This window comes from Pedobacter zeaxanthinifaciens (assembly GCF_003313335.1).
GTDB lineage: Bacteria > Bacteroidota > Bacteroidia > Sphingobacteriales > Sphingobacteriaceae > Pedobacter > Pedobacter zeaxanthinifaciens.
On the sequence record NZ_QMHP01000014.1, the window covers coordinates 1 to 12,951 of the forward strand.

Sequence of the window (12,951 nt, forward strand, 5' to 3'; positions counted from 1 at the left end):
CTACTCATAAAAATGCCCCCATTAAGTGTCTAACTTTTTGGGGGCAGTCCATAACACCATTGGGGATTTGTAAGAGTCATCAAATCTAATTCTTTCGTTCTATCTCTCTATCCATTTCCGTCATATTCACATTGGTGGATTGAGAAAAATCATCTAACAGGTAATTGTTAAAATAATCGGCTAAACGCCAAAACATGTATTCGGTCATATCGCCAAAACCGTGGCGCTGCCCAGGAACAATGATAAAATCGAAGCGTTTGCCCGCTTTAATTAACGCATTAGCCACTCTGATACTTCCCGCTGGGTGTACGTTATTGTCGATATCGCCATGCATTAATAACAAGTGACCTTTTAAGTTCTTCGCCAAATCAGGGTTCTTATCAATTGAATATTTGAAAGAAGTATCGCCTTTTAGGGAAACGATTTCCTTTACGCCATGATGCTTTTCGCTCCACCAACGGTTGTAAATGCTATTATCGTGGTTACCCGCAGCAGATACCGCTACTTTAAAGAAATCAGGGTATACCAACATTGCCGCCGTTGACATAAAACCACCACCAGAGTGCCCTGTGATTCCCACTTTATTGGCATCAATGTACGAATATCTATCAGCCAGCTGCTCAATGGTCGCTTTTTTATCTGCCAAACCATAATCACGCAAGTTGCCATAACCATAGGTGTGGTACCATTTTGACCTCGCAGGGTGACCTCCCCTATTACCTACCGTTACCACAATATAACCTAGCTGCGCCAAACGATCCATCCTATCCATGCTACGACCAAACGATTTGTTTACCGCCTCTGTTTGCGGACCAGGATATACGTACTCAATTACTGGATATTTTCTGTTTGGATCAAAGTTGAAGGGCTTGTACATTACGCCGTATAAATCGGTAACGCCGTCATCAGCCTTCACTTTAAAAGGTTCAGGAAATTTATAACCTGCCGCCATTAATAAGGATAAATCAGTAGTTTCCAACTCCATCACTTTGTTTCCGTTGTTATCGTAAAGTGTTGATTTTGGTACCGTATTCACTCTTGAATAGTTGTCTACAAAGTAACGACCGCCATCGTTCATGCTACTAGCATGGTCAAAATCGCCTGCGTTTAACAATTTTAAACCTGAACCATCGAAATTAACGCGGTATAAATGATAATAATAAGGATCCTCTTTAGCTTCCCTCCCGTTGGCGGTGAAATAAAGCACTCGAGCTTTCTCGTCAATATTCACAATATCTTCGCAATGGAAAGCACCTTTGGTAATCTGATTTTTCAACTTACCATTTTCGTCGAACAGGTAAAAATGTCCCCAACCATCACGCTCACTCCAATGGATCAATTCTTTTCCGCCGTTAACCAAGCCCGGGCGTTGTACTTCCACGTAGGTATTGAAACGCTCCTCAATTAAAGGTTTGATACTTCCGCTGGCTACATCAACCGCACAAACATCAATGCGTTTCAAATCACGGCTGGTACGGCCCATGTAAAACTTGCGATCATCGCCCAACCAAACTGCCGGACGGAATTCATTATCCCTATCTACATTTAAGGTTGGCTTGCTATACACGTTTAAGCTTTGATCTTTAAACGCTGATACATTTAATTTTTTGCCTGTTTTGGCTGCAAAATCAAATAACCAAATTTCATCTTGTGGTGCTTCGGCTTCGCCAGGCATTTGGTATTTGTAGGTTTCCAACGTTGGGCGACCAGCAGCAACACTATTGATTACCCACAAATCTTTCACCTTGCGGCTATCAGAACGTTGGATGACAAAATACTTGGAGTTTGGCGACCACAGCACAAAAGCCCTGCGACGTTTTTTATCGTTTTTAACTATTTCCTCATTATTTTCGCCACTGCCATCGCTCCCAAAAGCATAGTACTTTACGCCATCTTTAGTTAACTGATGTTCTACAATGGTGCTGTCATCTTCGTTTTTAAGCGCTTTTTGGTAATTGGCTTTATCCATCCAATACAAATTGTAGTTGCGGGTAAAAATAATCGCCGACGAATCTGGCGCTACGGCACCCCAATTTGGCTTAGTTTTGGCACGTTTAAAGTCTTTGATTTCGCTTAACTTTTGTGCAGCCAGTTCGTATTTGAACTTGAAAATTTTCTTCTGCATCGAGTCGGCTGCCTTCTTGTCTTTTCTGTCGGGCTTTACCTCGTCAATGGTACTTTTAATTTCGAAGGTGATGCTTTTCTCATCATCGCTAAACTTTAAATTTTCCAATGGCAAATGCTGTCCATCAAACGGATCACGAACGATCAAAGTAATTTCAGCAGCGAGTTTAGCTGGATCAAACAACATTTTTTTGCTTCTAGCACCGGGATCTACCAAGTACCAGTTTTTGCCGTTTGGCGTTTCATAATCATACCAAAATTGGTTGCTTTGCTTTAACCAATGCGGATCAACCGAAGTGGAATAAATCATTTTGCGAAGCTTGCTAGGCGAAAACCTTGCGGCCTGCTGATAATTTGCTTTTTGTGGCGCTTGTACAACTTCAGTAGTAGTAATGGTTTTGGTTTGTGCCATTACCGCAGCTCCCGAAATTAAGCTCAACAAAGAAAGAAAGTAAATTTTCTTCATTATAAATAGGTTAGTTAATTGTTGGATATTTAATGGAGCTAATTTAACTCAAAAAACATTTTGCCACATTGTTTTTTATGTAATAAATGAGTGATTGAGAGAAGATTTGGAGCAATGTAAAAGGATTCATTATTTTTTCAACAATGGCAGTAATGCTAAGGTTATTGTTTAGTTTTGCCATTCAATAATTTGCTACAATGAAACCTGTTTTTTTACCCCTAATAGCTTTAGCGCTAGCCCTAAATTTTGGCTGCCAATCTAAATCGCAACCTTCAAACGCCGCAGCAACCGATAGCACCGTTACTGATGGTACTGCCTTAGCTAACAACGAGGCACAGCCTACGCCAATTGACACTAAAAATATTAAAGTGGCAGATGCTAAGACCATTTTAGCTAGGCCCCAAGTGCCAATTTTATGCTATCACCAAGTGCGCAACTGGCGCTCAACCGATGGACAGATGGGTAAAGATTACACCGTAGAGATACAGAACTTTAAAGATCAAATGAAAATGTTGGCAGATAGCGGTTACCATACCATTTTGCCAGATCAATTGTATGCCTACCTTAACGAGGGTAAAGCACTTCCTAAAAAACCCATCATGTTAACTTTTGATGACACGGTTTTAGATCAGTACACGGTGGTAAATCCAACCTTGAAAAAGTATGGTTTCAAAGCGGCATATTTTATCATGACGGTTTCTATCGGCAAAAAAGGCAAGTTTGTGAATTATATGAGTGCTGAGCAAATCAAGGAACTTTCAGATGAAGGTAACACCATTGGAAGCCACACCTACGACCACAAAAACTTTAAAAAATACGCAGGTAAAGATTGGGAAGAACAGCTAGATAAGCCAACCAAAAAATTAGAAGAGATTACCGGAAAGAAAATTGAATATTTCGCTTATCCTTTTGGATTATGGAACAAAGAAGGTTTCCCGGAGTTGAAAAAAAGAGGATTTAAAATGGCTTTTGCTTTGGCAGATAAACGCGATGAAAACGATCCGTTGATGTGCGTAAGAAGGATTATTGCCAGCGGATTTTGGAGTCCTAAAACTTTACACAACAACATCGTAAGAAGTTTTTAATTATACCATGAAAAAGTTTTGTTTAGGGGCGTTAATTTGCCCCTTTATATTTTATGGCTGCCAACCTAGCTCAGGCGATACCAACAAAACGGCAGTACACATTGATAGCAGCGTAAAAACACCGAGCGTAAAAGATTCGGTGATCAAAGCCAATACTGCTGTTGAAATTATAGCTAAAAAGGAAGTTCCGGTACTTTGCTACCATCAAATTAGAGAATGGCTACCTAGTGATGGCAACAGAGCTAAAGATGACATTATTGCACCAACAAAATTTAAGGAGCACATAAAAATGCTAGCGGATAGTGGTTACCACTCGATTTTACCTGATCAGCTTTACGATTATTTGGTTTACAACAAGCCGTTGCCAAGCAGGCCCATCATGTTCACTTTTGATGATACCGATTTAGACCAATTTGAGGTGGCCTACCCTACACTAAAGCAATATGGTTTTAAGGCTGTTTATTTTATAATGACAGTTTCGATTGGTAAAAAAGGACGTATTTCCTATATGAATGCCCAACAAATCAAGGAACTCTCGGACAATGGAAATGTAATTGCAAGTCATACCTACGACCATAAAAACTTCGCCAAGTTTACGGAGGAAGACTGGAAAACACAGATTGATGAACCTACCAAAAAGCTAGAAAAAATTACCGGAAAAAAGGTGGAGTACTTTGCTTATCCGTATGGGGTTTACAAAGCTAGCTTGCTTCCAAAGTTGAAAGAGCATGGCTTTAAAGCGGCATTTATTCTCTCTACTAAAAGAGATGAAAATTATCCACTGTATACCATCAGAAGAATTATTGACCCGGGAAATTATACGGCAAGAAATTTAATGCACAGCATTAAGAAGAGTTTCAAGTAAGATTTGCTTGCGAACGATAACGTAGAAAATTTCATTAAACCAATCAGGAAATACTATCTATCTTATACTTTTTCCCGTTAAAGTCAAATGCCTCGCCTTTAGCTTTGCCAATCAGCAATTTTCCTATTGGTGAGGCAGCGGAAACCGCGAAGTAAGGTTGATTGTTCAGCGTAAGTTGCCCAGCACTGATGCTGATATAGAAGTTCCCATTATTGGTATACACCAAACTACCCGCCCTAACTTTTTCTGTTTCGGCAACATCCGCCAAGCTTAAAAGCACCGACTTTTGCTGTTGTGCATCTGCCAAAAGCTGTTTGTTCCTATTGATATCTTGTTGAGCCATTTCCCTACCGGTCTCAAATTTATCGCCAGCACTACTTTTGATATCGTCGTTACTGGCTTCTTGAGCTTGTTGCAAAGCTTCAGTTGCGTTGGCAATACGCTGATCAATAAACTTCAAGCAAAGTTCGTAGAGTTGATTTTTCAAACGGAACCTCCCTCTGCCCCCTCCAAACGAGGGGAATTAAGCTCTTTAACAAGAGTCTCCCCTTTGGGGAGATTTAGAGGGGCATCCATCCACTGCACTTTCTCACTCATCGGTGTGCGGTTAGCAGCTCGTGGTTGGGCATTGTGATAACCCATGTAAAACAGACCGTAACACTTTTCGTTTTCGGCCAAACCTAGGAAATTATCCAAATGAGCGATTAACGGTGGTGAGCTCCAATAAGCACCAATATGGAGCGCCTCGGCTGTTAGTGCCATATTTTGTACTGCACAGGCTACAGCGGCTATTTCTTCCCAAGCTGGCAACTTATCCTCATTAAACTGGATACAAATCGCTATAATAACATCTGCTTGCGTCGTTTTTTGAGCGAAACTATCGAACTTTTTCTGCAAAAATTTATCAGCAGGCACGGTTTGTTGGTAAATTTTACCTAGCTCCGCTCCTAACTTTGCCTTGGCACCATTCGCAATCACCTTAAAGCGCCAAGGCTGCGTTAATTTATGGGTTGGTGCATAGTTGGCACTCTCTAAAATTTCATCGATTAGCTCCCTAGGGATCTCCTTTTGAATATAACTTTCAGGAAATACGCTTCTTCTGCTTTTGATAATTTCTGATAAAATTTTTGCCTTTTCGTTCATAGCGCCAAAAGTAAGCTTTTAATTATTGCTTTATGTTTTGTACTTGTAAAATTGAGTTGATTAGTCCAAATGATGCCTTTAAGTTTACTTGGTTTTCAGCTGCTTCCTAATTTGCTTCACCTTTGCAAAAAATGCGATGCTTTCTTTATCCACCAAATACTCCATAGTCGCAATTAGCTCTTCTTTTACCCAAGGGTGTTTAGGACAAAAATTGGCTAATATATTTAAACAATGTGATTTGATCGCAACCGGCACATCATCGTCAATTAACCAAGCAAAAGTAGTTTCTACTAAATGAGTTGTATCGTAACTGACTAAAAAATCTTTCACCTGCTGTGGTGCATTTTTCTTGGTGAGCAATGCCAGTATTTTCCCGAAATGCCTGCGGGCAGAAAGGTTGTTTTGTAACGAAAAACGATCTGAAAAATAAGCTAGATATGGTACAAAATTGAGCGGATGATTTACGTAGATATTCTCTAAAATCCAAGCTGCCCTAAAGCCTATTTGCTCCTCTGGATGGAATGTAAGATCAATTACATCTTTAATGGCATTGGCCTGCGACGAGGCCAGCTCAGCCAACAAATGAACTTTGTTTTTTTGTAAGGTGTTTTTGATATCCGTTAATAGCTGCTCCTTCATTGTAACTTAAAATTAGCATTTTGCCTATAATAAATGCCTACCAAAGTTGAATTAACTTGGGAGTTGACTGCACTAGTTGGAGTTAAATAAACCCGATTGAACGGTTAGCCCGCATGCTAAGGTAGCGCTTGGGGCGGCTAAGAGTGAAAGCGGGGCTGAACTAGCCATTTACTGCTTGGCTTCATTTTCAAAACAAAGCAAGTTTCGGATTTTAAATTGCCCCGGTTTATTGGATATTTGCTTAAATTTAAGGCTGATGAATACGCAAGAAGAGCTGAATTATGCAAGAATTGCTAAGGCAATTGAGTATATAAAAACGCATTTTAAGGAGCAACCCAACCTGGACGATGTGGCGGAACAGGTAAATTTAAGTCCGTTTCATTTCCAGCGCTTGTTTACGGAATGGGCCGGAACCAGTCCGAAGAAATTTTTGCAATATGTGAGTGTAAATTATGCCAAACAACTGTTAACTACGCAAAAAGCTACCTTATTTGACACGGCTTTTGAAACGGGATTATCGGGCACTAGTCGACTACACGATTTATTTGTAAACATTGAAGGCATGACACCGGCAGAGTACAAGAATGGAGGTACCGAACTTGACATCAACTTTAACTTAAACACTACAAAATTTGGTAATCTGTTAACCGCTGCTACGCCCAAAGGAGTTTGCTACATGGCTTTTTATGAAGAGGAGTTGACTGCAATAGACTTACTTAAAGCGAAGTTTCCAAAGGCTAACTTCTATGCTAAAACAGATGATTTTCAGCGAAATGCGATGATGATATTTAGAGAAGACTGGAGTAACCTCCCTGAAATTAAACTACATTTAAAAGGAACCGATTTTCAATTGAAGGTATGGGAGACGCTGCTTAAAATTCCGATGGGAAGGTTGGCAACCTATGGCAAACTGGCGCATGAAATTGGCAACGTAAATGCATCGAGGGCAGTGGGAACAGCTATTGGAAGTAACCCGGTCGCTTTTTTGATTCCGTGCCACAGAGTGATACAAAGTAGTGGTAATTTTGGAGGTTACATGTGGGGCAATACACGCAAAACAGCGATTATTGGCTGGGAGCAGGCGGTGGTTAGTAAGGAGTGATTAGGGGTTAGGGGTCAGGAATCAGTGATCAGTGATCAGGAATCAGTGATCAGTACTTAGATATTGATATGCAGTAAGAAGATTATTTTTTAAGTTTGGAAATCAACATTAACCTATGGCTATAAAGTGTTTTGAAGATATTGTGGCTTGGCAAAAGGCGCAAGACTTTTCAGTATTTATTTACAAGAGTTTTGGAGATTTAAAAGATTGGGATTTTCGAAGTCAAATATGTCGGGCATCGGTTTCGATTTCTAACAATATTGCTGAAGGGTTTGACAGAGGTACAAAACCAGAATTTAAGCGATTTTTATATATCAGTTTGGCTTCGACAAGCGAAGTTAAATCAATGTTGTATTTAGCCAAAAGGTTAAATTATGTCGATGAGATCACTTTCATTACTTTGCTTTCTCAAGCACAGGAAATTTCAAAAATAACCAACGGACTTATCAAATCGATTGCCTGATACCTGACACCTGACCACTTAATACCTAACTACTAATCCCTGATCCCAAACCCCTGATCCCTAAAAAATGACCTTATTCACCGATATTCAAGACGCTTCAAAAAACTTACTGCCTAAAAACGGCATTGTGAATTACTATGGGAAAATTTTAGACCATCAATCAGCGGATTTTTATTACCAAAAGCTTTTGGACGAAATTGCTTGGGAGAACGATCAGGCAGTGATTTTTGGCAAATTGATTGTAACCAAACGTAAGGTGGCGTGGTACGGCGAAAAGCCCTTTCAATACACCTATTCCAACATCACTAAAACTGCACTACCTTGGACTGATGAACTACTGGCTTTAAAGGAGAAAATAGAAAAACTTTCAGGCGAAACTTTTAACTCATGCTTACTGAACTTATACCACAATGGCAATGAGGGCATGGCTTGGCACAGCGATGGCGAAAAAGATTTAAAAAAGGATGGCGCTATTGCTTCTTTAAGCTTTGGGGCCGAAAGAAAATTTGCTTTTAAGCACAAAGAAGATAAAACAACCGTTTCGCTTTTGTTGGAACATGGTAGTTTACTGATCATGAAAGGCACTACACAAACGCATTGGCTTCATAGGCTTCCGTCTACCAAATTGGTAAGCAAACCTAGGATCAATTTGACATTTAGAACTATTGTGGCAAGTTAATTCCTATACAGATTCGCCTTTGTAAAATCCAAAACACGCAAAATAGGCATTAAAATAAGTTGATACTCGAAAAACTGATCTATTTATCCATGCTTTTTTTGCTTGTTCATCCTAGCTTTTTCGCCGCTACTGTAGTTAGTCGTTTTTGCATTGCTTTCTTTTTTAGGCTGAAAAGCAGCATTTCTAAACGCTTCCTCTTCGGCTTGCTGCCGCTCTAATTCCTTTGCATTTTTAGTTTTAACCTTCGCCGTTTTGCTGGTATCTTCTACAAGCAAATCATCAGGCAAGTCAGCTTCCTCCATCTTCTGCCCTGTCGCTTGCTCTATCTTTCTTAATTCCGAAAGCTCCAAATCAGCGATAAAATTAAGTGCTACGAAATCTACATCCTCTTTCTTAAGCACTCGGTTAATGTACAACATCCTATCTTCCGGCAGCTCAAAGTGAAAAACAAAAGGAATGCCGCTCAAACTTGATTCCTCAAAATTTTCATTAGCCACAATGAGCACCCTAGCCTTTTCGTTCACCTTAAAAGCCTCTAAACTTTCAAAGCCAGCTTCATCAAAAAACAGCGGTTTATGAACAAATATATCTTCGGCCTTACCGTCGAACAAATCTTTAGATAGCGTTTGTGCCGTCAATCGAGTGTTCACAAAAACCACCACTTTATCAAAAACTTCCTTATCTGACAACAACAGATTAAGCAAGTTCAGTTTGGTACGAAAATTAGGAACATGGTAAACCAGCTGAGTATAAGTTTCTACTTTTTCAGCCAATACTTCATCAACCTCAATGGTTGCAGGCATAAACATAAAATCAGCAATCATTTTCTCAAGCCTTTCATGCATTACATCTGTAAATACCAAATGTTGACATTTTTGAATACTGTTGGCCAACTCATTAACAGGCAATTGCAATCCTTGCTTTACTAAGTCTGCGGCATCATCCAACACCAACATTTGTATTTTATTGGTATTAAGTCCAAGTTTCAGGTAAATTGCCCTGGCTCTGCTTGGAATAGCCACAATAATATCTACACCCGATGTAAGTTCTTCAACTTGTTCGTCAATAGGTTCATCAGCGTGAATGCCTACAATTTTAAACGTGCTATTTCTGTTTAGTTGATTAAAACAAGCTATTACTTCCAACACTTTCTCTTTGTTGGGCACTAAAATTAACGCTCTAGGAGCATCGCCTCCACCAGTTTTCAAGCGCATTAGGGTAGCCAATACGTAGGTGGTAGTTTTACCGCTTCCCTCCGGACCAATGGCAATAATGTCTTGTCCGCCTAAAATGCGTGACACGGTTTTCGACTGGATTTCCTTTGCTGATAAATGCCCCAAAGCACTCATTGCAGCTACCAAAGGTTTACTTAATTTTAATTGTTCTAACGACACCTTGTATTGATTATATGAACTGCAAATTTACAGAAATAAAAAAGAATGGGCTAAAACCATTATTTTTAAATTTTTTGTAGCGTTTTTAACGAAGCTATCGTATTAAGTTTCAAATGCCGATAGCTAGAGAACAGTTTAACGTTATTGAATTGAAAAGATAACGTATGTCAGATAACGAGAGCTTAAGTAAGCTCATTAATGCTTGTAAAAAAGGCGATTTGCGTCAACAGGAGCTACTGTACAAACAGTTCTATGGCTATGCTTTGGGCGTTTGCATCCGTTACCTTAACAACAAAGATGACGCGTTAGAAGCAGCCAATGATAGCTTTATTAAAGTTTTTAAGTCGATTGCAAGCTTTGACGAAGAGAATAACTTTAAACCTTGGTTTAGGCGCATTCTAATTAACACTTCGCTTGACTACCGCAGAAAAGCGATGCGATTTAGTGAAGCACTAGAATTAACCGACACCGTAGCTCAAACAACCCATAGTTGTGCCATCGATAAACTTAGCGCTCAGGATATTTTATCGCTTATGAAACACTTGAACGACATGCAGCGAGCAGTTTTTAACCTTTACGAAATTGACGGCTACTCTCATAAAGAAATAGGAAATATGCTTAACATCCCTGAAAGCTCATCAAGAACTTATTTAACTAGGGCCAAACAAGCATTACAACAATTATTAACCGCCCACTCCATTTATAGCAAATAGATATGAAAACGAGTGAAGAAGAATTGATACAACAAGTTAAATCCGTTTTTGAGGATTATAACGATGGCTTTGCCGACCATGGTTGGGCTGAGCTACGCAAAAAGTATCCTGAAAAAGAAAGTAAGCGACTCCCAATTTGGTGGCTTACAGGTGCGGCCGCTGCATTACTTATTGTGGTAGGATTGTACTTTAACGATACCTTTGAAAAACAACACATTAAATTGAAAGTGCATCAGGTTAAAGATCAAACGAAGAAAGATGCTGATGTGGTAAAACCTCAGCAAGAGGAAGCTTATGCCGAGTTAAAGCCAAACAAAAACAGCAACACAACTTCAAATCGTGGCATTGCTGGTTCAGGAAATAACACAGCTGGCATTAAAAACAGTAACACTACAGAGGCTGATATTGCTAAAAATTCAGCGTCGAAAAATATTGAAGTATTGCCCGCAACAGTAACTAAGGATGCTGCAGCTCAACATAAAGATCCGGTATCAGCAGTTAAAGCTACCAATGAACAAACTAGCCTTTTAGCTATCAATTCAACTACTCAAAATCCAGTTGTAGCCCAAAAAAGCGAAATAACAGCCACAGCCGACACTAAAGAAATCATCCCATCACCTGAAAAAAAATCAACTGAAGAATTTTTAAAGGAACAGAGTAAGTTACTTGCGAAAAGCGAAAAGAAAGTAGAAAAGAAAAATCAATCGAAAACTACATTTGATGTTTTTACCGGTACTTTTTTCAATTACCATGATAATAATGATGCTAAGCTAAGTGCCGGATTAGGGTTAAATGCGAATATCAAAGTTGCTAAAAATGTGGTGTTGAGTATAGGTGCAGGAGTTAGTCAAAATAAAGTGGGTTATGAGAACAAAGTTCCTGTTGAAGTAACACAATCCATGTTTGCTGCTAGGGATAATGCGTTGAGCTTGGCGCCAACCAATGCCACTTATTCGGCCACAGCAACTAATGATGTAAGCTTCAATGGCAGATTATTGAGTATTGATTTACCTTTGGCATTCAAATTTTTCCCCACCAAAAAACAGGATTTTTACATTTCCACGGGTATCAATTCAAGCACCTATCTATCGCAAAAATACACCTATAATTACAACGTAAGCAACTTTGGCGTACAAAACGGAGCGGCGCAAGCGCAACAACAAACTGAAGAAAGCAACTTAGGTGGATTCGATTTTGCAAATAATGCGATCATTGCAGTAGGTTTCAACCAAAACCTAGGTAAAAACATCCTGATTTTTGAACCCTATTATAAACCTGCATTAAATACGATGGGCAATAAAAACCTTCGAATAAGCTCGGCGGGAATCAATTTGAAGTTTAACTTTAACGGAAATACAAAGAAATGAAACAACTGATTTATTTAATATGCGTTATTGGAACGTTAACTGCAACATCATGCAAAAAAGACGATCCGTATAACATTTCAGGTGATTACCAATTGACGGAGGCAGCTACCATCACGGTTTCAAGACATAAGATGCCGGTCAAAATAGGCGTTTCCAATATTGCAAGTACGCTATGTCCGCCTAATGCACTTTGTATTGCGCAAGGTTTTGGCTCCGCTGACGTGGCCTTTAAAACTAACGATGGACAAACAACCGTTAAAGTTTGCAGTGGAATGTGCACCACAATACCAACCAAAGAAAAAGTAAATTTAAACGGCGTTAACTATGAAGTTACATTAACCGATGTCAAGCCAATTGGTTCAACCAATAAGTTTTCCGTCCTTATTTCGCTGAAAAAGCTATCCAATTAAAGCACTATTTAACCGTTTTAAGCGGATTTAAATGCCCACATAACGTATTGTTTATAACTCAAATACCTTTATAAATAGCTCAGATAAACATTTGTAGAAAACATTAGCATAATTTTTCCGTTACAACTAATAGCTATTTAAAGGTAGTCAAAGTTTTAACACCAGAAATTCAAACTGATGAGAAAGTTATTTTTCCTTTTTTTAACGTCTTCCATTATATTTTTATCTTCATGCTCTAAGGACTTTTTACAAGTGAATGCTATAGTTGAAAAAAACTGCACCGGTTCGTACTTGAAAATAGAGAACAAGTACTATTACGTTTGTAATCAATCCATAATTTCATCATATACAAGCGGACAAGCAATTAGTGTTTCTTACGAAGTGTTAGAGGGCTGTGCAGGCATGACAACCCCTGATTGCTATTTGAACTTCAATTACGAAAGCATCATCGAAATCAAGGAAATTATTTAGTGGGGCAAGCTTAATTAGCTTCGAAATCCA

At 39.1% G+C, this 12,951-nt stretch carries 14 protein-coding genes; 9 read left to right on the forward strand and 5 right to left on the reverse strand.

Annotation, left to right across the window (positions count from 1 at the left end; all coding sequences use genetic code 11):
• Nucleotides 1–85 precede the first annotated feature (85 nt).
• Nucleotides 86–2,590 carry a S9 family peptidase gene (locus DUT68_RS16825; protein ID WP_113639399.1) on the reverse strand — a complete coding sequence of 835 codons (2,505 nt, stop codon included), beginning with the start codon at nucleotides 2,588–2,590 and terminating at the stop codon, nucleotides 86–88.
• Nucleotides 2,591–2,787: 197 nt separating this feature from the next.
• Here DUT68_RS16825 and DUT68_RS16830 point away from each other — a divergent pair, with 197 nt between their 5' ends.
• Together DUT68_RS16830 and DUT68_RS16835 are read left to right on the forward strand one after the other, a co-directional pair.
• Complete coding sequence (locus tag DUT68_RS16830; protein ID WP_113639400.1) at nucleotides 2,788–3,675, forward strand: polysaccharide deacetylase family protein; 888 nt, start codon at nucleotides 2,788–2,790, stop codon at nucleotides 3,673–3,675.
• Between the two features lie 7 nt (nucleotides 3,676–3,682).
• Nucleotides 3,683–4,540 carry a polysaccharide deacetylase family protein gene (locus DUT68_RS16835; protein ID WP_113639401.1) on the forward strand — a complete coding sequence of 286 codons (858 nt, stop codon included), beginning with the start codon at nucleotides 3,683–3,685 and terminating at the stop codon, nucleotides 4,538–4,540.
• Between the two features lie 43 nt (nucleotides 4,541–4,583).
• Here the strand turns inward: DUT68_RS16835 and DUT68_RS16840 are convergent, their stop codons facing one another.
• From DUT68_RS16840 to DUT68_RS16850, 3 genes are all read right to left on the reverse strand, one after another.
• A complete protein-coding gene (locus tag DUT68_RS16840) occupies nucleotides 4,584–5,027 on the reverse strand; it encodes a 3-oxoacyl-ACP synthase (RefSeq protein WP_113639402.1) in 444 nt (147 codons plus the stop codon).
• Nucleotides 5,024–5,683: a nitroreductase family protein gene (locus DUT68_RS16845; protein ID WP_113639403.1), complete on the reverse strand. Its 660-nt coding sequence runs from the start codon at nucleotides 5,681–5,683 to the stop codon at nucleotides 5,024–5,026. Before DUT68_RS16845 ends, DUT68_RS16840 begins: the two co-directional genes overlap by 4 nt.
• Before the next feature lie 84 nt (nucleotides 5,684–5,767).
• A complete protein-coding gene (locus tag DUT68_RS16850; RefSeq protein ID WP_113639404.1) occupies nucleotides 5,768–6,322 on the reverse strand; it encodes a hypothetical protein in 555 nt (184 codons plus the stop codon).
• A gap of 256 nt (nucleotides 6,323–6,578) precedes the next feature.
• Between DUT68_RS16850 and DUT68_RS16855 the strand changes: the two genes are divergently transcribed.
• The 3 genes from DUT68_RS16855 (at nucleotide 6,579) to DUT68_RS16865 (ending at nucleotide 8,566) form a co-directional block, all read left to right on the forward strand.
• Nucleotides 6,579–7,424: a bifunctional helix-turn-helix domain-containing protein/methylated-DNA--[protein]-cysteine S-methyltransferase gene (locus tag DUT68_RS16855; protein ID WP_113639405.1), complete on the forward strand. Its 846-nt coding sequence runs from the start codon at nucleotides 6,579–6,581 to the stop codon at nucleotides 7,422–7,424.
• Between the two features lie 115 nt (nucleotides 7,425–7,539).
• Nucleotides 7,540–7,887 (forward strand): four helix bundle protein, encoded by a 348-nt coding sequence (locus DUT68_RS16860; protein ID WP_113639406.1) that lies wholly within the window; start codon nucleotides 7,540–7,542, stop codon nucleotides 7,885–7,887.
• 67 nt (nucleotides 7,888–7,954) lie between these two features.
• The gene (locus DUT68_RS16865; RefSeq protein WP_113639407.1) at nucleotides 7,955–8,566 is read left to right on the forward strand and encodes an alpha-ketoglutarate-dependent dioxygenase AlkB family protein; all 612 of its coding nucleotides are present in this window, start codon (nucleotides 7,955–7,957) and stop codon (nucleotides 8,564–8,566) included.
• An 83-nt stretch (nucleotides 8,567–8,649) separates the two neighbouring features.
• On the opposite strand, the gene DUT68_RS16870 is transcribed toward DUT68_RS16865, so the two are convergent.
• A complete protein-coding gene (locus tag DUT68_RS16870) occupies nucleotides 8,650–9,960 on the reverse strand; it encodes a DEAD/DEAH box helicase (protein WP_113639408.1) in 1,311 nt (436 codons plus the stop codon).
• 164 nt (nucleotides 9,961–10,124) lie between these two features.
• Between DUT68_RS16870 and DUT68_RS16875 the strand changes: the two genes are divergently transcribed.
• From DUT68_RS16875 to DUT68_RS16890, 4 genes are all read left to right on the forward strand, one after another.
• Nucleotides 10,125–10,673 carry an RNA polymerase sigma factor gene (locus DUT68_RS16875; RefSeq protein WP_113639409.1) on the forward strand — a complete coding sequence of 183 codons (549 nt, stop codon included), beginning with the start codon at nucleotides 10,125–10,127 and terminating at the stop codon, nucleotides 10,671–10,673.
• Between the two features lie 2 nt (nucleotides 10,674–10,675).
• Complete coding sequence (locus tag DUT68_RS16880; RefSeq protein ID WP_113639410.1) at nucleotides 10,676–12,040, forward strand: hypothetical protein; 1,365 nt, start codon at nucleotides 10,676–10,678, stop codon at nucleotides 12,038–12,040.
• Nucleotides 12,037–12,450, forward strand: coding sequence for a hypothetical protein (locus tag DUT68_RS16885; protein WP_113639411.1), 414 nt, complete (start codon nucleotides 12,037–12,039; stop codon nucleotides 12,448–12,450). The genes DUT68_RS16880 and DUT68_RS16885 overlap by 4 nt, the downstream gene beginning before the upstream one ends.
• Nucleotides 12,451–12,627: 177 nt before the next feature.
• Nucleotides 12,628–12,921, forward strand: a complete 294-nt coding sequence (locus tag DUT68_RS16890) for a hypothetical protein (RefSeq protein WP_113639412.1) — start codon at nucleotides 12,628–12,630, stop codon at nucleotides 12,919–12,921.
• Nucleotides 12,922–12,951 lie beyond the last annotated feature (30 nt).